33 protein-coding genes are annotated in these 19,817 nt (G+C 37.1%); 2 read left to right on the forward strand and 31 right to left on the reverse strand.

Features of this window, described 5'->3' with window-relative positions:
* Positions 1-144: 144 nt before the first annotated feature.
* The 9 genes from N7548_RS08310 to N7548_RS08350 all read right to left on the reverse strand — a co-directional run bounded on the left by N7548_RS08310 (position 145) and on the right by N7548_RS08350 (position 4,835).
* Entirely contained in the window at positions 145-840 is a 696-nt protein-coding gene (locus tag N7548_RS08310) for a DsbA family oxidoreductase (RefSeq protein WP_263609010.1), read from the reverse strand.
* 116 nt (positions 841-956) lie between these two features.
* Entirely contained in the window at positions 957-1,382 is a 426-nt protein-coding gene (msrB, locus tag N7548_RS08315) for a peptide-methionine (R)-S-oxide reductase MsrB (RefSeq protein WP_263609011.1), read from the reverse strand.
* Between the two features lie 34 nt (positions 1,383-1,416).
* The gene (locus N7548_RS08320; RefSeq protein WP_263609012.1) at positions 1,417-1,752 is read right to left on the reverse strand and encodes a DUF952 domain-containing protein; all 336 of its coding nucleotides are present in this window, start codon (positions 1,750-1,752) and stop codon (positions 1,417-1,419) included.
* Positions 1,749-2,033: a DUF2087 domain-containing protein gene (locus N7548_RS08325; RefSeq protein ID WP_263609013.1), complete on the reverse strand. Its 285-nt coding sequence runs from the start codon at positions 2,031-2,033 to the stop codon at positions 1,749-1,751. Before N7548_RS08325 ends, N7548_RS08320 begins: the two co-directional genes overlap by 4 nt.
* A 65-nt stretch (positions 2,034-2,098) precedes the next feature.
* Positions 2,099-2,317: a YgaP family membrane protein gene (locus N7548_RS08330; protein WP_263609014.1), complete on the reverse strand. Its 219-nt coding sequence runs from the start codon at positions 2,315-2,317 to the stop codon at positions 2,099-2,101.
* Positions 2,318-2,364: 47 nt separating this feature from the next.
* Entirely contained in the window at positions 2,365-2,841 is a 477-nt protein-coding gene (locus N7548_RS08335; protein WP_263609015.1) for a hypothetical protein, read from the reverse strand.
* 26 nt (positions 2,842-2,867) lie between these two features.
* Positions 2,868-3,320: a hypothetical protein gene (locus N7548_RS08340; RefSeq protein ID WP_263609016.1), complete on the reverse strand. Its 453-nt coding sequence runs from the start codon at positions 3,318-3,320 to the stop codon at positions 2,868-2,870.
* 2 nt (positions 3,321-3,322) lie between these two features.
* The gene (locus N7548_RS08345; RefSeq protein ID WP_263609017.1) at positions 3,323-3,790 is read right to left on the reverse strand and encodes a hypothetical protein; all 468 of its coding nucleotides are present in this window, start codon (positions 3,788-3,790) and stop codon (positions 3,323-3,325) included.
* 10 nt (positions 3,791-3,800) lie between these two features.
* The gene (locus N7548_RS08350) at positions 3,801-4,835 is read right to left on the reverse strand and encodes an L-threonylcarbamoyladenylate synthase (RefSeq protein WP_263609018.1); all 1,035 of its coding nucleotides are present in this window, start codon (positions 4,833-4,835) and stop codon (positions 3,801-3,803) included.
* A gap of 155 nt (positions 4,836-4,990) precedes the next feature.
* On the opposite strand from N7548_RS08350, the gene N7548_RS08355 reads away from it, so the two are divergent.
* Positions 4,991-5,179: a hypothetical protein gene (locus N7548_RS08355; RefSeq protein WP_263609019.1), complete on the forward strand. Its 189-nt coding sequence runs from the start codon at positions 4,991-4,993 to the stop codon at positions 5,177-5,179.
* 27 nt (positions 5,180-5,206) lie between these two features.
* Here the strand turns inward: N7548_RS08355 and N7548_RS08360 are convergent, their stop codons facing one another.
* From N7548_RS08360 to N7548_RS08465, 22 genes are all read right to left on the reverse strand, one after another.
* Positions 5,207-5,650 carry an arsenate reductase ArsC gene (locus tag N7548_RS08360; protein WP_263609020.1) on the reverse strand — a complete coding sequence of 148 codons (444 nt, stop codon included), beginning with the start codon at positions 5,648-5,650 and terminating at the stop codon, positions 5,207-5,209.
* 90 nt (positions 5,651-5,740) lie between these two features.
* Complete coding sequence (locus N7548_RS08365) at positions 5,741-6,295, reverse strand: DUF4256 domain-containing protein (RefSeq protein ID WP_263609021.1); 555 nt, start codon at positions 6,293-6,295, stop codon at positions 5,741-5,743.
* 61 nt (positions 6,296-6,356) lie between these two features.
* Positions 6,357-7,529, reverse strand: coding sequence for a chromate efflux transporter (chrA, locus tag N7548_RS08370; protein WP_263609022.1), 1,173 nt, complete (start codon positions 7,527-7,529; stop codon positions 6,357-6,359).
* Positions 7,516-8,721, reverse strand: a complete 1,206-nt coding sequence (locus N7548_RS08375; RefSeq protein WP_263609023.1) for an MFS transporter — start codon at positions 8,719-8,721, stop codon at positions 7,516-7,518. The genes chrA and N7548_RS08375 overlap by 14 nt, the downstream gene beginning before the upstream one ends.
* The gene (locus N7548_RS08380; RefSeq protein WP_263609024.1) at positions 8,702-9,025 is read right to left on the reverse strand and encodes a PadR family transcriptional regulator; all 324 of its coding nucleotides are present in this window, start codon (positions 9,023-9,025) and stop codon (positions 8,702-8,704) included. Before N7548_RS08380 ends, N7548_RS08375 begins: the two co-directional genes overlap by 20 nt.
* Before the next feature lie 114 nt (positions 9,026-9,139).
* On the reverse strand, positions 9,140-9,682 hold the full coding sequence (locus tag N7548_RS08385) for a hypothetical protein (RefSeq protein ID WP_263609025.1): 543 nt from the start codon (positions 9,680-9,682) through the stop codon (positions 9,140-9,142).
* A complete protein-coding gene (locus N7548_RS08390; RefSeq protein ID WP_263609026.1) occupies positions 9,682-10,149 on the reverse strand; it encodes a helix-turn-helix transcriptional regulator in 468 nt (155 codons plus the stop codon). Before N7548_RS08390 ends, N7548_RS08385 begins: the two co-directional genes overlap by 1 nt.
* Before the next feature lie 94 nt (positions 10,150-10,243).
* Positions 10,244-10,474 carry a hypothetical protein gene (locus N7548_RS08395; protein ID WP_263609027.1) on the reverse strand — a complete coding sequence of 77 codons (231 nt, stop codon included), beginning with the start codon at positions 10,472-10,474 and terminating at the stop codon, positions 10,244-10,246.
* Positions 10,475-10,490: 16 nt separating this feature from the next.
* Complete coding sequence (locus N7548_RS08400; RefSeq protein WP_263609028.1) at positions 10,491-10,718, reverse strand: hypothetical protein; 228 nt, start codon at positions 10,716-10,718, stop codon at positions 10,491-10,493.
* Positions 10,708-11,280, reverse strand: a complete 573-nt coding sequence (locus tag N7548_RS08405; RefSeq protein WP_263609029.1) for a DEAD/DEAH box helicase family protein — start codon at positions 11,278-11,280, stop codon at positions 10,708-10,710. Before N7548_RS08405 ends, N7548_RS08400 begins: the two co-directional genes overlap by 11 nt.
* A gap of 9 nt (positions 11,281-11,289) precedes the next feature.
* Entirely contained in the window at positions 11,290-11,715 is a 426-nt protein-coding gene (locus N7548_RS08410) for a hypothetical protein (protein WP_263609030.1), read from the reverse strand.
* A gap of 66 nt (positions 11,716-11,781) precedes the next feature.
* Positions 11,782-12,078 carry a toxin-antitoxin system YwqK family antitoxin gene (locus tag N7548_RS08415; protein WP_263609031.1) on the reverse strand — a complete coding sequence of 99 codons (297 nt, stop codon included), beginning with the start codon at positions 12,076-12,078 and terminating at the stop codon, positions 11,782-11,784.
* Between the two features lie 9 nt (positions 12,079-12,087).
* The gene (locus tag N7548_RS08420) at positions 12,088-12,369 is read right to left on the reverse strand and encodes a tumor necrosis factor receptor family protein (RefSeq protein ID WP_263609032.1); all 282 of its coding nucleotides are present in this window, start codon (positions 12,367-12,369) and stop codon (positions 12,088-12,090) included.
* A gap of 92 nt (positions 12,370-12,461) precedes the next feature.
* The gene (locus N7548_RS08425; RefSeq protein ID WP_263609033.1) at positions 12,462-12,812 is read right to left on the reverse strand and encodes a hypothetical protein; all 351 of its coding nucleotides are present in this window, start codon (positions 12,810-12,812) and stop codon (positions 12,462-12,464) included.
* Positions 12,805-13,539: an aminoglycoside phosphotransferase family protein gene (locus tag N7548_RS08430; protein WP_263609034.1), complete on the reverse strand. Its 735-nt coding sequence runs from the start codon at positions 13,537-13,539 to the stop codon at positions 12,805-12,807. The genes N7548_RS08425 and N7548_RS08430 overlap by 8 nt, the downstream gene beginning before the upstream one ends.
* A gap of 36 nt (positions 13,540-13,575) precedes the next feature.
* Positions 13,576-14,535 carry a hypothetical protein gene (locus N7548_RS08435; RefSeq protein WP_263609035.1) on the reverse strand — a complete coding sequence of 320 codons (960 nt, stop codon included), beginning with the start codon at positions 14,533-14,535 and terminating at the stop codon, positions 13,576-13,578.
* Between the two features lie 100 nt (positions 14,536-14,635).
* Positions 14,636-15,001: a hypothetical protein gene (locus N7548_RS08440; RefSeq protein WP_263609036.1), complete on the reverse strand. Its 366-nt coding sequence runs from the start codon at positions 14,999-15,001 to the stop codon at positions 14,636-14,638.
* A gap of 47 nt (positions 15,002-15,048) precedes the next feature.
* Positions 15,049-15,426, reverse strand: a complete 378-nt coding sequence (locus N7548_RS08445; RefSeq protein WP_263609037.1) for a hypothetical protein — start codon at positions 15,424-15,426, stop codon at positions 15,049-15,051.
* 23 nt (positions 15,427-15,449) lie between these two features.
* The gene (gene rlmD, locus N7548_RS08450; protein WP_263609038.1) at positions 15,450-16,766 is read right to left on the reverse strand and encodes a 23S rRNA (uracil(1939)-C(5))-methyltransferase RlmD; all 1,317 of its coding nucleotides are present in this window, start codon (positions 16,764-16,766) and stop codon (positions 15,450-15,452) included.
* A gap of 9 nt (positions 16,767-16,775) precedes the next feature.
* Complete coding sequence (locus N7548_RS08455) at positions 16,776-17,528, reverse strand: hypothetical protein (RefSeq protein WP_263609039.1); 753 nt, start codon at positions 17,526-17,528, stop codon at positions 16,776-16,778.
* Positions 17,529-17,536: 8 nt separating this feature from the next.
* Positions 17,537-18,454 carry a D-2-hydroxyacid dehydrogenase gene (locus tag N7548_RS08460; protein ID WP_263609040.1) on the reverse strand — a complete coding sequence of 306 codons (918 nt, stop codon included), beginning with the start codon at positions 18,452-18,454 and terminating at the stop codon, positions 17,537-17,539.
* Between the two features lie 9 nt (positions 18,455-18,463).
* The gene (locus N7548_RS08465; RefSeq protein ID WP_263609041.1) at positions 18,464-18,733 is read right to left on the reverse strand and encodes a hypothetical protein; all 270 of its coding nucleotides are present in this window, start codon (positions 18,731-18,733) and stop codon (positions 18,464-18,466) included.
* Positions 18,734-18,842: 109 nt separating this feature from the next.
* Between N7548_RS08465 and N7548_RS08470 the strand changes: the two genes are divergently transcribed.
* Positions 18,843-19,688 (forward strand): NAD(P)-dependent oxidoreductase, encoded by an 846-nt coding sequence (locus N7548_RS08470; RefSeq protein WP_263609042.1) that lies wholly within the window; start codon positions 18,843-18,845, stop codon positions 19,686-19,688.
* The last annotated feature ends 129 nt before the right edge of the window (positions 19,689-19,817 follow it).

The following is a 19,817-nucleotide window of genomic DNA, read 5'->3' on the forward strand; positions in this document are numbered from 1 at the left end:
TAGGTATACTAGTTTTTACGAACTCAAGGTTCAAATTTTTTAACTACGCCTTCGCCTTCATTTTACTACCATTCATATAAATATAAAAGACTAAGAGATGTCTCCTAGTCTTAGTATACGAAAAACAAGCGTTGTCTGCTTGTTCTATCTTTCGCAATAATCGCCTTCACACAATGGGGCGTGTGATGTATGAAACTGTTGTTTTTGTTCTTCATGATATATTTGATTCAACATTTGCAAGAAATAGCCTGAATCTTGAGCTCCAGATACTCCATAAGCTCGATTGATCACAAAGAAAGGCACACCTTGAACACCAATGTCTTTAGCTTCTTGAATATCTTCTTTGACAGCATCCTCAAATTGATTGCTGCATAAGACCAATTCTACTGTCTGACCATCCAAACCCAACGCTTCTGATAATTCTAAGAGTGTTTGGGTATCCGAAAGGTTTTTACCGTCTGTAAAATAGGCTTTCATCAAGTGTTCTGTCATGATTACCCCTTTACCGATGGTTTGTGCGTATTTTTGTAACCGATGAGCATCCCTAGTATTGGTCATTTGCATGTGGTCATAATCAAAGGTTAAACCCACCGTTTTTGCACTTTCGGATATCAAGCCAAAGCGCTGTTTAACTTGTTCGATGGTTAGTTGATGTCTTTTCGAAAATTGTTCATAAGCTGAGCCTATCAACGTTTTAGGTGCATTCGGATTCAATTGATAGGACTTATAGATAACCTCGACACTGTCTTTGTATTTAAACTGTTGAAGTGCTGATTCAAAACGCTTTTTTCCTATGTAACAAAAGGGACAAGCGAAGTCTGACCAGATTTCAATTTTCATTAAAAATCTCTCCTTTAGATGATGTGATTATAACAGAGTTATCGGTCGGTTTCATGTGAATTGCTTATTTATAAAACAGTTTAAAAATAAAAAAATCGGTCAATCGACCGATTAATCTATTCAAACAGTTTTTTATACTCACCATACCCGGCTGCTTCTAGTTCATCCACTGGGATAAAACGTAACGATGCCGAGTTGATACAATACCTTAAGCCGCCCAACGCTCTTGGACCATCATTAAATACGTGGCCTAAATGGCTATCAGCTTCACTCGAACGGATTTCAATACGAAACATGCCGTGTGAGTAGTCCTTCTTTTCAACGACCAGTTTTGGGTCTAAAGGTTTGGTAAAACTTGGCCAACCACACCCGGAATCAAACTTATCTAGTGATGTAAATAACGGCGTGCCATCAACAATATCGACATAAAGTCCTGGTTTTTTATTGGCCCAGAATTCATTGTGAAATGCCGGTTCAGTCGCGCTTTCTTGAGTGACTCTATATTGAATTTCCGATAAATGCTTTAAGTCTTTTGGTTTCATCTTAACACCTCAAGGCTATTGTATCAAACACGCATTAAAATTCAAAATCGGATGCAATCCTTTCAGGTGGTATCCACTGGCCATCCTTGACAACAAAGGGATGAATGGATACAATCGCTGCCCGATTGATTGGACCATAAATATGGGGATAAAATAGTTGATTGTTGTTTTTGTCTTCGTATTTTACGACGCTGTCGAGTTTCGTTTCATCGATTAAGATGATTGCTAAATCGGTTTTATCGATCAGTTTTGGTAAAACACGATGAAATAGTTCAGGCGTCGATGCGTGAATAAATGGGTTATTTTCTAGTAATGAAATACCTAAAGGTTGTTCATCAATCAAGGCCATCGGCATATTGACGATGATCATACATTCACCCAATAAGCACTGCCATCGGGTTTTCGAGAGATCAAACCTAAATCGACCAAATAACGTCTGATCATCACAAAGTCATCATACACAGGTTTGAGCACTTCATTGATTTCTTTTTCTGTATAGACTTTTTCAGGGTCTAATACTTTAACGATGAATAGACAAACCCCATGTTGTTTCTTTTGTTTTGAAGGGAACTGTTTTAAAACGAGTTCATCCCCTTTTTCAAAGTATTGATCGTAGATATCTTTGAGTTCTAATTCTGTGAGTATTTGCATAAGAACACTTCCTTCTCATTTATTATAATCCCAAAAAAGAAAAATGAAACTGGCGATTGCCAATTTCACTTCTTTTCTAGTTTACAAGTGTTGATGCCAAATAGGGTGTATAAACCGCAGAAACTGAATAGCGCTGTGAGTGTTAACACCAAAGCGAATACAAATAGTGCGATCGATAACCACAAGATTTGGTTTAAGAGTAATACGCCTACGACGACGAGTAAAGCGGATAATACATAACGAATCAACTTGTCGGTAGACCCAACGTTCTTTTGAAATTTCATCTTGATTACCTCCATGCTTTTATTGTAATCCGATGAAACTAAAAAACCTATGATAATGCTTTGAAATCCTGTTTTAGCTTTTTAGGCACTTTTGTAAATAACACTAAAGGCAGTATCAAAACAAATGAAACCAGTACAAACCAAAATTCAAATCGGATCGCATTATCTTCGAATAGGATGCCTTTAAGGAAATTCATAACAGCGAAGAATAAAAAACCACAAAGCATCACATTCACAATTTTATGCATTTTTAAGACAAATCGACTATGTCTTTCATCTAAATATAGAAAATATTGAGGGGTTGCTATGGCGTAAACGACCATCGGAATCATCATTACCACGAGTACGACAATGATGATTAGGCGAATAATCATTACCGAAACAAAAATGGTCACATCATCTATACCCATCAAGATCTCCAGGGGAAAAAATAATATCAGTACTAAACCAAGCCAAGCTAAAACCAACACAAGCGTTAACAAAGCACTTAATAAACCCAACATAAAACTGGTTTTTTTGCTCATAATGACTCCATTAACTGACCATATCGTCAACTGGATTTGTCTTGTACCTTTCGATAAATCAATCCACTCATCACAAACATGCTGATAACCACCATGATCCAAAGTACATGTTCAAAAATAGACCAACACATGAGCGCTCTTAATGGTTCAATCGATAGGTACATGACGCTGATGAAGCTACATGCCAATAGATAGCTTAAATGGATGATGTGCCATTGGGTCAACGTATGATGTAACAGATTATGTCGTTTATGCTTCCATAATTTCCATAAAAACAACCCGTTTGCGACAACTTTTGTCATCATCCAAAGGATGGCAATGCCTTGAAAGAAAATAATGAATAATACGAAAAGAAGGGGATATATTTCTAATTCACTTTGATAAAAGCTCGACATGGACGAAACCATCGAATACATTAATATTATTAACAAAATGGTTTGAATCAAGGTTATGATGCCGATATCCACATGTTTTCTCATCTTTATCCAATACCTCTGTTGGATGTTTTTTGGCTAGGTACTTTGACGAATAACAATATGAGTATGAGTGGCAACGCTAATAAAGAAATATTAAACCACTCGATAGAAATCGATGAAGGATCGCTTAGGTAACTTCTGATCAGGATGAATGCGATAAGTCCGACCAGTGCGAGTGGAATGGCAGATAAGTATTTAACCAAGTAGATATACGACGCTTTGTGTCTGTCATAATAATATAAAAAGTAATGTGGTATACCAATGGCGTATAGTACAGTGTATCCCACTGAAATACCCCAAAATATCCATCCAAAAAACCATAACAAGACAATCCCAACATAACCTGTTGGACTTGAATCTATGCTTTGAATGGCAGTGGATAACCAGCGAAAGGTATATACCAATACAACGATCATCGCTACCCAAACGGTGATAGCCAAAATCCCCATAATCAAACTTGTGGACTTCTTCATGTCAATCCTCCTATAATTCGATGATTTGATACCCAGCAGCCTTTTCTAAACGGTTCATCAGTGCGTAGCCCAAATCATCGGTACTTAAATGATGTATGAAAATATAATCAACAGCCCATAAATCCATGTCACGCAGTGCGGCGAACAAATTATGTGCCATTTCTTTTTGATCATGAACGGAGCCTAATGCACGGACTGGCACATCAAACAGCGTGACATATTCGGATTCACATATAACAGCGTAGGTTTGATTAGGATGGTTTAAATGATGAGAACGCACATAATCTCTCATCGCTTCGATATCACCTTTTAAGATGGTGACATCCCCTTTTGGTTTGTAATGCGTATATTTCATGCCAGGGGATTTAACATTGCCTGTTGGCTTGGTATCCGATAAATCATAAATGGGCATATTTAAGGCCGATTCAATCATCTTTTTGGTGATGAACCCAGGTCTCAAAATGGTTGGGATTTCAGACGTCATATCGATGACAGTAGATTCCAAACCAATTTCCGAAGGACCACCATCAATGATGATATCGACACGGCCATTGAAATCGTCAAATACATGTTGAAACAAGGTTGAACTCGGTTTACCAGAAATATTGGCTGAAGGCGCTGCGATGGGTACACCAGCCAAATCAATCACTTGTCTTGCGATTGGATTACTGGGTAAACGAATCGCTACTGTCGATAATCCACCTGTGGTTTCTAATGGAATTCGTTCATTCTTTTCAAAGATTAAGGTCAATGGACCTGGCCAAAAAGCAGCCATTAAAGTTTCTGCTGTTTCACTCACAAAACGGACATATTGATACACATCTTCTTTGTTTGATATATGTACAATTAAAGGGTTGTCAGATGGTCTCCCTTTGGCTTGATAAATGCGTTTGGATGCTTGCGGGTCTAAGGCATTCGCGCCAATCCCATAAACCGTTTCGGTCGGAAAAATCACCAAGTGTCCCGATTGGATGGTTTCATGTATTTTTTGTTGATTTTCGATTAAATTTAAGTCGGCACCAGACCAACATAAGGTTTGTTTCAAATGAGTCACTTCTCTTTCATGGGTATTATACCAAAAACAACGCTTTTTGTCTTTACGATTTGTGTGACAGTGTTGTGACAATTTTATCAATAATTATTGTTTATCTTAATTGCAGATGTTAAAATATAGACAATAGATTTAATGGAGGTATTTTTATGCAACCCAATGGAAGTTTAGGTCAAGGACCCGATTTAAATCGTCAAGCAGCTCAAGCAACATTCGTAAAAAAACCATCTCAACAAGACAAAAAACGTCATTTTCATGTATCTGATTTCAAGTTTTATGTCACTTTAATTCTCTTCATTGGTTTAGTAGGGTTATTAATTTGGTTTGCGCTATCCTAAGAAAAAAAGTTCACCGCAGTGAACTTTTTATTTTCTGGATTGTGCATATGCTTCAAATTCAATGATGAATTGTTTCACACGATTTTTAACTTCATCACGAATACGTAATAATTCTGGTAAGATCGTATCAAAATCGCCTTTTAATGCCGATGGGTCTTCAATGTTCCAATGGAATGTTTTTAATGACCCTGGAAAATATGGACAACGTTGACCGGATGCTTCGTCACATACCGTGACAACGAAGGTATATCTAGTCCCCTTTTTCAACATATCAAAGGTGGATTTGGTCAAGTTTTTAGAAATGTCAATGCCATCTAATGCCATGGCTTTTACAACATTTGGGTTGAGCTTTCCTGGTTCTAAGCCAGCACTTTCAGCTCTAAATAACCCTTTGCCATAGGCATTTAAATAGGCTTCTGCCATTTGACTTCGTGCCGAATTGTGGATACAAACAAATAGTACGTCAATCATGTATTCATTCCCCTTTATATTGATGTCTATCTATATTATAACGGAACAGACTTAAAATGACTTTCTTAACACGTTCGTTTTACATACTTTTTACAAAACAATGCATCCTCTAAACCCACGGTCTTTATAATAGGATTGGACCCCATTGTGGTAAAAGAAGGTGTGTTTATAGCGTTTATCACCAAATAAAGCCCCATCCAAATCACGGATGGCTTTTGGTGTTAGTAACCATGAGGATGTTTTCGTATCAAAATCCTCTAAGGTTTGTAAAAAAGCATATTGGGTTTCATTCAAAACCTCGATACCCATGTTTTTCGCCATGTTTAAGGCAGAATCAGCGGGTTTAAACTCTTTTCTCGCATCCAGTGCTGCTTGGTCGTAACAAAGGCTTCTACGTCCAGTAGGTGATTCTTTGGAACAATCGACAAAAACAATGTCTGAACTGGATGGGTCAAATACCACCACATCGGGTTCTCCACCGGATAACTCCATTTGATCGATACTCGATAAAGCTGAACTGTTTTCTAAGAGTGCTTTTTCGACCACTTCCCATGGTTTATTTGGGTGTCTGTGGGCATTTTTTAAAAATCGTTGTTTGAGTATGCTTAATAATTCGTTTTTTCGGGTTTCTGTGACTTTTTGCATGTATTTCACATCCTTTTAATTTAATTATAATTCATAACTAGATTTTCGCGGGGGTAGATGCTTATATCAAAAACCCAGCTAAAATTGCTGCAAAAACAATCAAAGGTGCAGGTACTTTTCTCGTTAACAACAAAACAACCGTTAAAATCAATACAACGATATTTTCAATACTAAACCCAGACGATTGCATCAAAATGAATGCTGCAATCGCGATGAGACCGCCAGCGACGGCTGTGATACCAGAGAGGGCTAATCGAATGCCTTTGATGGTACGGATTTTGGACCAAACAGGATAAACAAAGAAAATGAGTAAGATACCTGGTAAGAAAATCCCAACACCAGCGGCTAGTCCAGATAATATTTGAACGACTGGCCCTAAATCTCTAGAAGCCATCCCACCCGCATACGCACTGAATGAAAACATCGGTCCAGGAATCCCTTGAACAATGCCAAATCCAGTTAAAAATTGATCTGCTGTCATGTAGCGATATCCCTCAACCAAATCATTAAACATGTAAGGGATGACCACTTGACCACCACCGATGACCAAATAGCCATAACGATAGAAACTTTGGAATATATATAAGATACGATTATCTAAAACCATATTGAGCAATACAGACCCAATCGCAATCACGGCAAACGTGATTAAATAGCGATAGGGTGGGTTAATCTTCACATGATGCCACAAATCTTTTTCTTTAGATGCTAATGTCGTGGTGATGCCACCAAGGACTAAAACCAATGGGAATACCCACGCATTTCTAAAGAAATATGTGATCACCATCGCTAGTAAAAATAATAACAACGTGAGTTTGTTTTTAATGACTTTTTTACCGATTCGATAGGAAGCTACGACAATAAAACCTACCGCCATCGGACCAATAAACCTTAAACCCGACGCATCCACACGATTTTCAGATAAAAACTGGTACATAAAAGATAACCCAGTCATGAATAAAATAGCAGGCAATCCCCAAACCAGCATCGTCAATAAAGCCAACACTGGTCCACCCATTTTGTATCCAATGGAGACGATGGTTTGTGTACTGCTTGGGCCAGGTAAAATACCGGTTAAAGCGATGAGTTCTACCAGTTCATCTTCTGATAGATATTGCTTTTTGATCACCATTTGATCGGTAAAAACCCCATAATGGGCTTCAGGTCCACCATAAGCACCTAAAGAACAAATTAAAACATCTTTTAAAAATGTGCTCCACTTAACTGGTTGCATGCGTATTCCCACCTTTCTGTTGATAAATCATCAAAGTAATGAATGCTAAAACTTCAAATGTACTGGAAAAAATCACCAATAACAATAGATTGACATCATAGAGATACCCAATCATGAGTGACCCTAAAAACCAAGCCAATCCAAATACGGTATAAAATATCCCATAGGCTGTCGCGCGTTTGTCTTTGGATACCAAACTCGCGATGACGGCTTTTAGTACCGATTCTTGGGCACCCATCGCGATACCCCATAAAACGATACCAATTACGATGCCTAAAACACCATCTACTAAAAAGAATACAGGTGCGATTAAACTACCAAAAATGACTGAAATCATCAACGAGATGATGCCTTTTTTATCAAAGTAATACCCGAAGAACACCGCAGCAATCGCGTCAATACCCATCGCTAAAGAATAAAGTAATGGAATATAAATAGGTTGAATTTGTGCGGTTTTGTTCAAATGAAATGCCAAAATTGGATAATCAATGAATCCAATCGCGATGAACATCACAGCGACCAAATACAAATAAAAGTAGGGGTTACTTTTAAACCCTTTAGAAACTTTCTTAACTTCCATTTGATCTGGGTTTGGGTATTTAAATCGTGCAACGATAATGATGACAATGGTTAATATCGCGAAGATACCGAGTAACCCAAAAGCCATTTGATACCCATTTAAGTCAGAACCAGCATTCAAACCCAACACTGTAAAAACAAACAAAGGTCCTAAAAACGCCCCCAATTGATCCATCGCCTCTTGGAGAGCGAACGCTTTACCAACCCCAATGTCTTGGGTTGTAAAAGAAGTGAGTGCACTCTTAGCGGGGGCTCGAATACCTTTACCCACACGTTCTAATAAAATCAAAATGATCGCGATGAACCAAACCTCTTGGGTAACAAACATCAATAATGGAATCACCAACAAATTGATTGAATAACCTAAAATCATCATTGTCCAATATTTCTTGGTTCGATCGGCGATGATCCCCGTCACTATTCTTAAGGCTTGACCAATGAATTCACCCAAACCTGATACGAAAGATACGACCAGCGCTGATGCGCCTAATAAAGCCAAATAAGGCCCATAGATGCTTCTCGCACCTTCATGAGTGAAGTCTGATAACATCGCGATGATGCCGATCAGTAACAAAAACAGTAACGCTTGTTTTTTACGATTCTCGGTTTTCATAAAATACCTCTTTAGACAATTCTCTCGCCCGTTGTTTTAATTCTTTTAATACTTCTAATCCCAATGATGTAATGGTGTAATATTTTCGAATTTTGCCATGCTCTAATTTTTCTGTCATGGTTAATAAATGCTCTTTGGTTAAGTCTCTAAGCATTGGATAAATATGTGAGGGTCCCACATGGTACCCATGGTGATTGAGTTCTTCAATCATCCATACACCATAAATAGGCTCTTTGGATGCGTGATATAAAATATGCACATTGAGAAACCCTAAATATAATTTTTTCATAAACCGTTGATCCATGAACATCACCTCAAAATCTGATATCAAAATCTGATATCAATAATATTCTATCACAAAGTTTTCAACAAAAACAAAAAAAATACCTACAACTGGGTAGGTATTTTGTCTTTAAGTTTATGCTTCGTTGATGATGTGTTTGAATAATCGCTTCAAGTCATCCTCATTTAAGAATGGGTAAAGTGCATCCAATTGGGATTCTGACAGGTTCCCAGCGATGTATTCATCGACAACAAATGATAAGTCATCTTCATCGACAAATGGAGCAATCACCATCGGATTGAGTTTTGGGTGTCCCCCTTGCATGGCTTTTTTAAACAAGGCTTTGATGTCTTCTTCTTCTAAGAAAGGCAACATCACAGCGATATCTATGCCCAATAAACCTTGTTCATCGGCTAAAATCTTTTGAACGAGTTCATGGATGGTTTCTTCATCCATAAATGGTAACATTTGAACCAATTTATGCAGTTTATTTCGACTTTTGGGTTCTTCGTGTTTTGGTTCATCTTTGTGTGATTCAAATGACGCCATGAATTCGGCTTTTTCTGCTTCATCGGTAAATACTAAGGGTTCTTGATTCAAATACGCTTTTCGCGCATCTTCTTTGGATAGTTGGACATGGATGTCTTGTCCATCCACTTGGATTTTCTTTAAAATCATTAGATAATGCCTCCTCTTTTAATGGTATTGAATAAATACTTATGTTCGCTTTGTGTTAAGCGAACTGCTAGATCTCGTAGATTGCAATCCAGTTTGTCTTCTTTGATTGCTTTTAGGATTTTCATCCTTTCTAAGGGTGAAAACTGGTAAAACACATCAGGTATGTTCACGTTGATTTCTCCTTTGATGATTCGGTTGATGATATATAGTCGACTGTGGTTTTTAAATAGATTGTGTTCGTCTTCAATCGTGGTGGTTTCATTCAAACAAAGGAGATTCTCGACATTCGTTTGAAATAACTGACATAAATCGGTTAAGAGTTCGATTGAAGGTAAACTGGTCCCATTTTCCCATTTAGATAAGGCTTGACGTGTGATGTTCAATCGATTGGCCAGATCGTCTTGAGTCAGTTGTAAGTCTTTTCGATATTGGGCAATTTTAAGTCCGACTTTCATGGTATCTATCATGGTTTCTTTACCTCCCACACCTATATTGTATAAGCCTTCATACGAATTGTCACGCAACGCTTGGTTGCAAAAGAAAAAAACCCATCATTTGGGTTTATCTATTCTTAAGTCTTCTAATTTCTTCTTCTAAAGCTTCAATTCTCGCATCTTTTCTGCTTTCACGGTTTTTATCCGATTTGTATACATAATAATTCCATATTGAAACCAGAAACATGAAACCGCCAATGCTGAACCCTGCCATCGGTCCGCTTATTGGTAATCCAAAATTAATATCATAGAAAATCCCAACAAAAACCACAACCACCGATAAAATCGCTAATAACACTGCATTGAATTAATAATCACCTCTTGCGCGCATGTACACCTCCTATCGATTTAATATATTCGACCAGATCAAGGTCATTGGTCAGTGTAAAAATACCTTGTTCATCTTCATAAACATCGGTATACATCCCATTAATGAGGGTAACCATTCGATCCCCATAAGGTTCTGGATGGTCATGATAGTCTTTAATGACTGAGACTGGAATATATAATTTAACCACATCATCGGTATATCTATAAGGCATGTGAACCTCCATTAGGTTGATTCAATAAGGATTCTATTTTGTTTTTTAATACGGCGTAATCTCCTGGATTAAAGATCGTCGTATCATAGTTAATGATTTTTCCTAATGCATCTTCCAAACGATGTTCTTTTAAAGAAGCTTCGAATGTTTCGTAGGATAACAACCCTGTGGATGTATGGGCGATGTGACGCGTATGTTGTCTTTGAACATAGCGGTCATACAATACCTTTGGATTTCCATATAAAAATATCGTAATGATTTCTTGTTTTGAAAACCCCGATTTATTCAAAATATCTTTCAGTTCATGGGCTTTAAAATTGGCTTCGATGATGATGTTTTGACCAGCGAGTTTCGCTTGGTGGGATATTTCGATCATGGCTTGAACGGTTGCGACCGAAAGCTTTTTGTTTTCTTCTCGATTTTGAAAACCGATGTGGTCAACAAGCACCGCTTTAAGATCGTCTTTATTTAAACATAAAATACCCAAGTCTTTGGATATTTGTTTGGATAAAGTGGTTTTAAGGGTTGCGAGACCACCTGTAAAAACAATCAATTTAGCCATGTAAACCCCCTACATACTATAAGCGATGGCTAGTACAATCGCGTAGATTAAAGCGTAATATGTATAATTTGGCATTTTAAGACGTCTAATAAAAATGATGGCGTGAAAAGCGAAAACAATGATCCAAAAATAACCAGTCCAAGGACGTCCATAAAAAGACAAATACAGTGCGATGACCATCATTGAAACCACAGGAACCATACAGATGGCTTTGATCAAGTGATTATCATACATCAGTGATGTACCGATATAGATTACCAATAAGACCAATGCACTCACCAATCTTAATGAATCTGCTGGAAAATCTTGTGGGTCATTGGGATAATACATGCCTTCAATACCTAAGTATACGCCTACATAAATCAGCCAACTGACAACGACCAAAATAAAACCAACACCTGTTATCCATGCATAAGGCATCCATGGTCTGTTCATGATATTCACCTTCTCGTGTACATCTTATTACGTTCATTATAAACCTAATTATTTAAAACGCATTCGCTATTTAGAATTATTGTCACTATTTTGCTTTTTTTGAGTGATTTTATAGGGTTTACCTTGTGAATCATAGGTGATCCATTCACCCACCATTTGACCATTTGAAAAATAGCCTGATCGCTTGATGGTACCATCTGTACGGTACCATTCCCAATAACCATCGGGTTGGTCATTGACCATCTTACCTTTGGACCAAACCGTATTGGTCTTATCGTGGTATTTGATGGTAAAGTTATCAATGATTCCAATCCGTTTTTCTTTGAGTTTTTGAGGCATTTTGATATCACAATTTGGTTTCATGAAGGCCTCCTATAAACTATAAATCAGTATGCTACAAACTAAAACAATGAAAGCGATGGGTGCCCATAAGTTGCGTTCCTTATGACTTTTGGTCACTAAATTCATCACTGTGGATAAACCCATCATAATCATAATTACCCATAGCCAACCATTGGTAAATGATTCAGATAGAAAATGAAATAGACCGGCATGGTTTAATACGACAATGATGTTAAATGTAATCAAAAAAGACTGTATCAGTGCTGCGATACGATAGGGTTTTGGTAAAACCCCAGGATGGATTCCACCCATGGTATATTCACCCCATGGTTTCTTTAAAAATAACAACCATTGAAAAACAACCACAATTAATGAAAATATTGCAAATAAAACTGCAAGTAGAGTTACAAACATTTCTTATGTTCCTCGATAAAAAAGACGTTACAAAACAGTAGTTTAAAGAATGCTTCATCCATTGGGTCATCTAAGAATAATTGAACCATCCCTTTGGGTGTGACTTTATAAGGTGGTTTTAATTCCAATACCGATATCCCTAAAGAGGTGTTGATATTGATGTGGTCTTTAAACAAGATGAATCGCACATAACGATTACTGGTTTGAAATGTAGGTACACCTGCCCATAAATAGGGCTCAATGTGGATGTCTTTCGATTCTAGCAAGGCTACCAACTGTTGATAACGTTCTTGAATCGAGTTTGGGAATGAAGATACATAGTGCGCAACGTCGTTAGGCATGATTCTCCTCCAAAATATAAGATTCTAAGGTATGTCTAAATGGGTCTGTATCATTTTCGAGTAATCGTAGGAAAGCCATCAGCGGTATCGCCTTGTATACATCGGCTTCTTCTATAGACATGGCATTGCATATGAGTCTTAGGTATTTATTGGCCATTCGTTGAGCGTATTGTTTAAAGATGATATAGGATCTCGCAATATCCATCACTGGATTGCCTTGTTTCGCATTCACCCAATCGATGATGATGTATTTTTGGCCATCAAAGAGGATATTTTCTAAGTGAAAATCCAAATGACACAATTGTTGTTTGAATTCGATTTTGTTCAAGCTTTGAAGGGCTTTTTCCTGAAGCTCTGGGTTTAAATGTGCCTGTTTAATCTGTGATTCGAATACCTTAAAAGCATCATTCAATGTGGGTACTGAATGCTTAAAGATTAGAATTTGTAGTTGAACAAAATCCTCTAATCCTTGTTTATATTTATCCTTACGCATCCGGTCAGCTAACGTTTTCCCTTGGATATAATCCATTTGAATTTGTCTTTGTCCATCCAGGTATTTGTATCGAATAAGCGGTAAATCGGTATGCTCAAAAACCGCTTGATGGGTTTGATATTCATAATGAATCCAAGCGGTCGGAAATGATTCGGGATAGGTTTTAAACGCATAGGTTCCATCGGTATAAATCGTAGCGATTTTGCCACGACCGATGACTTGTAAAGATGCCATATGACTCCTTGATAATCCATCATGCAGGTATTACATTTATCTATATCGAACATCAATGCTCTCAATATAGGTTTTCGTCGAGGTGAATAAAATCGGTTGGGTATTTTGTTTCAAAGTGAATACATACTTGGATTCATTCCAAAGTTGTTCTTCTTTATAAACTTGCCAGTGCACATCGAATGTCATTTCAAGGTTGACAACATTGAGTCTACCTGAAACCGTGGTATAAACCGCCATGCCTGAATTTGTTCCATAACTCAATCCAGCCAAATCGATACCCTCAAATGAGAATTCTACTTCAGCATCCGTTTGATGGATTTCGACGTTGTGAAGTAAATCGTAATCATAGTTACCTTCACTCATGGCACCAAATTCACCGATGAATGCAGATGTGACAAGGTTGATGAAAAAGTCTTGTATGATGGAAGCAATCTTTGCTTGATTGAGTACATTGTATTCGTTTAGGTTGAAGTGTTGATAATACTGGTTAATATCATAGGTTCTTGTTGTACTCTCAAGTTCATGATTGGTGTTGTATCTATCATGGTCTATAGTCAATGAAAAATATTTCTTTAATTCTGACTTGATTGCGTATATTTCACTCAGTTGTTGTTCAATATAATAATAATCCATTGGAATGGTCGAGTAACCTATATATTCAGATTTATACTTGTGCTTATAGCTATCATCATGAACAATGAACTGTTCTTTGTAGGGGCGAAACTCAATATTAACGAGGTCATCATTGATCTGATACAAGTGATTAATGATCAAATAATCCACGGTGATGTCGATGTTTTTGTCCAAAATATACGCATCGTTTCCTTGAACAAATAAATCGAATAAAAAACCGACCAATGTTTCTGGTGTATTGATTTGTCTGATGACTACAGGTTCTTCTATATCTGATGGTGGATTAGTCGTTGGTGATTTTTCACAAGCAACTAAAACAAGGGATGTCATTAAGACAACTAAAACTAAAAACAGTTTTTTCATTGAAGTCCTCCTATTCATCCCCACAGATAAACATGATTACATCTTAAAGTTTCCCACGAAGGTTTCTAAGTCAAAATAAACATAGATACCTATTAAAATTTTAAACACCTGTTAAGGCATCCTTAAACAGTATTTTTAGCGGTTGTTCTTCGATTACTTGATCATAAAAGATTTGTAGTGTGTTTTTCGAAGTGAATGTGTACATTGATAAATTAGCCTTATGATTGAGATTACTCATGGTAAAAATGTTGACATGGTCTTGATAAAATGCCATTACAATTGAAGGTCTACGGTGTAGATTGATGTGTTCAAATTGTTCTAAATAAAAGTAAGGTTGATTGGACAAAAGTGTCCATTTGACCTCTGGAAATTCTTCTGTTATGAGCGTTTTAAGGTGTTGTAAACATCCGATTTGTAAGTCACTTAAAGTATGGATAAATGTTTCATAATTGACATGATTTGGCATACTTATCACCTTTCATTTATAAATTCTGTAATTGTTTTTAGATGGATTTAAATGGTTTCCTTTTCAACTTCAGGTTTTGATTCATTTTCATCCTCAGTTCCGGTTTCATCGGATTGAACGCTCTGATTCATAAGATCATGAAGATTTTTTAACCAATTGCCTTCATTCGATAAAGCTTGTTGAAATGCTTGAAAATCAGGATGATCACTGGTTTCTAGAAAACTGCGACGAATTCTATACTGTTCAATAAAACTTAGTACAAAATCCAATCCAAATAACCCTAACCCTAGATAAGTGAATGGTCTACTAAAAATACCAATAATGAGGAATATCATTGAAGGCATAAATAGCCAAAAAAAGTGAAAAATGATATTTGCTATGAAACCGATAATGAAAAGTATTTTTGGATATCTTCTTTTATTCATCATGCACCCACGAGATTATTTGTTTAATTTTTCAGCGTTAACAAAACACAGTTTTCAATATGATACGTTTGAGAAAACATATCCACTGGTTGAATCGGTCCAATCATATACGTTCTCGATAATTGTTTTAAGTCTCGAACCAAGGTTTCTGGGTCACAGGAGACATAGACAACCTTCTTTGGTCTTAAAACTTGAATCGCTTTAACAAATTCTAAATCCAAACCAGCCCTAGGTGGGTCAACCACAATCGCGTCTAGTTTGGCTTTTTGTTCTACCAAGGCTAAGATATAGTCTTTCGCATCCGCCGCGACAAATTCCACGTTTTTAATGCCATTGAGTTCAGCGTTTTTTACAGCACTTCTGACAGAATCTTTATTGATTTCAACCGATAATACTTTGGATACATGGTCAGATAACATCAGACCGATGGTACCAATGCCTGCATAAGCATCTAAAATCACATCGGTTTTCTTCGGTTGTAGTTTCTTTAAAACTTCGCCATAAAGGACTTCGGTTTGATGGGCATTGACTTGATAGAATGTTTTTGGACCAATCAAGAAGCGTTTGCCCATGAGGATATCTTCAATATACCCTTTGCCTGTGATGATTTTGGATTCATCCCCTAACACAATCGATGTTTTTCGTTCATTGATATTATGGACAATTGAGGTGATATCAGGATGAGCCAAATTCAAATCTTTAACCAAGTTATTACGGCCTGGAAAGATATTGGATGGGGTGACAATAACCACCAATATTTGTTTGGTTTGAAGGCTTCTTTTGACCAAAACATGGCGAATGATCCCAGTTCTTTTATCTTCATCGTAAGCTGGTATCTTATGTTTTTTCATCAACGCTTTGATGGTATTGATGATTTGATTCGCTACTTTATCTTGGATATCACAGTCAGAAATATTAACGACTTTATGCGTATTTTCTTCATACAATCCCGCAACAATCTTGCCTTTGTGTTCTTTGAAAGTCATTTGGATCTTGTTTCGGTAGTTATAGGGTTCATTGGATCCGATTGGGTCCAAAACAGTGGCTTCTAATTGATATTTTTCACATTGTTCGATGATTTGTTGTTTTTTGAGTTCGAGTTGGTCAGCATAATTCATATGCATCAACTGGCACCCACCACAGGTATCATATTTGGGGCAGCGGACTAAAGCTCTTTTTGGGCTGTCGGATAGTCTTTTAATGACTTCAAAACCTTTGGTTGTCATATCGACTTGAACCTTTTCACCCAACAATACATTGGGGATACGATAGGTTCTTTGGTCCATTTCGAGGATGCCGTAGCCGTAATTATCTATTTGTTTAATTTCGATGGTTTTCATAGGGGTCCTTTAAAGTTGAAGGATTTTTTCAATTTCAACTTTGATTTTTTCTTGTTGTGAATCCTTAAAATAGCTGATATCTAGGGTTTTTAGATGGTTCTTAATGGTTTGTTTCAAATAGGGTTTTTCAGAAATCCACCACTGAAACCCACTGATGACTTCGATGAGTGTTGTGAAATAGGGCAGCTGTAAAAGTTCAAAATATTCGATGAGATACCCATCATAGTTATGATTATGGTCGTATTTTAAACTGTGTAATAATAGTCCAATCCCATAAGAAATATAGTTCCTTTTTGGGTGTCTAAGTAAAAAATAATAATCGATTTGAGGGATTTCATTTTCTTCTAATATTTCAACCAATTTCAAGTAGGCTGCATCCGAATATTTTTCATTTTTATCGTCTAAAGCTTCGAAAAGTGCTTGTGGGTTAAACACCATGTATTTCATAATCACTTCATCGCAGATGTCTTTGATGACTTCAATGGCTTCACGACTGGTTCTATCCACTTTGATCGAGGAAACACCAAAAATGGCGTTATTCAAACGCGATTTCGCTTTAAGAATGCTTTCTTGATCGGTGGTGTATAAACCCAAATAGGTGGGTGTGATGTCAAAAGCCAACATCACATCGACCGTGAGTTTAAATGCCGGCAAAGAAAACATGATGACTGGTTTCAATTTTGTTCGTTTTTCAACGTGAGCTAACAGCTCGTCGATGACCAGCTTTTGATCCACCGATAAAATTTGAAGATACTCTTCCATAAGGACTCCTAAAATGTAACGATATTTTTAAGGGGTTTTTGTGATAAGTAACGAGCGATGTTGTCCTCTAATAAATCATATAATCGTGACATCATATAAGGACTCGATGGGGCGTTGTGTGGGGTAATATACACATGATCCATATACCAGAGTGGTGATTCTTTTGGTAGTGGTTCAGGGGTCATGACATCGAGGCCTGCTCCTCGTAGTTTGCCTTGTTGTAAAGCTTCAATTAAAGCGTCTTGATCCACCACTTCACCACGACCAACATTGATGAGTACTGCATCTTTCTTCATCCATGAGAATTTTTCGCGATTCATTAACTTTTGGGTATATTCATTGAGTGGTAATGTGATGACCACATAATCGCTTTGTTGTAAAAGCTGTTTTAAGCCATCCTCACCTGTATAGGTTTCATCAAATACAGGATTAGGAAAATCGGATTTACGGTAAGTGATCATTTTCGCTCCGAATGATTTTAAGCGAATCGCAGCTGCGTTCGCGAGCGATCCTGAGCCTAAAAATCCGATGGTTGAGCCATAAATTTCAGGTTCAAATCGGTGTGGTTTCCAAACACCTTCATCCATTTGATGGATGTATTTTTTTACATTACGATTGATAACCAGTATTTTCGTAATGATGTCTTCTGCAATCGTAATGGCGTAGACATCTTTCGCATTCGTGAACATAATGTTTCTTTGTTTTAAACTCGTTTGATCGACTTGGTTGTAGCCAACCATTAACGATTGGGCCCATTTCAATTTGGGTAAAACCGATAAATTGTCCTTGTTTAAAAAATGAGGATACACAATCGCTACCTCAATGCTTGGATCAACCATGTCCACGAATTGAATCATCGGAAATCGTGCTTTTAACTGCTCGATGTACGTAGCTTCTAAAATACGGGGTTGGATGAATATTTTCATATCTTTCACCTACTTTTTGAGTTTGACGAATAAGAAGATGAGTGCCGCTGGCCAAAAGAAAATAGCCAACACAACCAAGATGATGATGTCTTGATCGGTTAAGCTGGATTTACTAGATGAGTTTTGGGTTTGTTTGGGTTCATCTTTGTAGAAATCATCTGAATCATTGGATTCCACATGAACTCTTCTCGTGGTATGACCACAAAATGGACACGTGTCTTGATCATCATAATACTTGTTTTTACATTGACTACATTCAATCTGTTTGATTTCTCTCATTGATTTAACCTCTGTCCTTCTATTATAATCTTAATATGAGTATATCATATTAGGCATCAAATGGGTATGTATCTTTAAAAAAATCTATAAAATAAAGGGGTTATGACACATGAATATTGGATTTATTGGCATTGGCATTATGGGTTTACCGATGGTCAGACATTTAAAAAAATCTGGACACGACATTACGATTTATAATCGTACCATTGAAAAGATTCTACCTTTACAGTCGGAGTTTAAATTAGCCTATTCGATTGAAGAACTTGTAAAGGATAAAGCGGTGGTTTTTACCATTGTCGGTTATCCTAGTGAAGTTGAAGCGGTCTTATTAGAAGCATTTAAATACGCCAAACCAAAGACCATCTTCATCGATATGACCACCTCGTCTCCAGTGCTTGCGAAAAGATTGGCTAGCATTGGATCAGAACACCATTTTGCGGTCTTGGATGCCCCTGTTACCGGTGGTGACATCGGTGCGAAAAATGGCACTTTATCGATGATGGTTGGTGGTGATGAAGCTATCTACTTATCCGTAAAACCGCTCTTAGAAACCATGACATCGAGAATCACTTATATGGGTTTAGCTGGTTCAGGTCAATACGCAAAATTAGCGAATCAAATTTGTATCGCTTCGAATTTAATGGGGGTTGCAGAAGCCATTACTTTCGCAAAAGACCATGGATTAGATCCTAACGCTATGTTGCAAGTCATTGGGGCTGGTTCAGCTGCTTCGTGGCAAGCCATCAACAATGGACCAAAGATGATTTCAGGGGATTATCAACCTGGTTTTTACATCAAACATTTTCTTAAGGATTTAACACTGGCTTTTGATTCAATGGTAACCCCATTACCCAACCTAACACAGGCCAAAAAAGTGTATGCTTGGTTAGCTGTATCTTATCAAGATTCAGGAACTCAAACCATCATCGAATATTACTTACAACAAGCCATTTAGTGCACAAAAAATTAGATAAAGGAAGTCAAGAATAACCAGATTATTTTTTATATCTATTTTTGTGCACACCTAAAAACCAGATTTGTAATCTAGTATTTTAAGTAGTATAATGAAATTGAAATTTATTGG

This window comes from Paracholeplasma manati (genome assembly GCF_025742995.1).
Classification (GTDB): domain Bacteria; phylum Bacillota_I; class Bacilli_A; order Acholeplasmatales; family UBA5453; genus Paracholeplasma; species Paracholeplasma manati.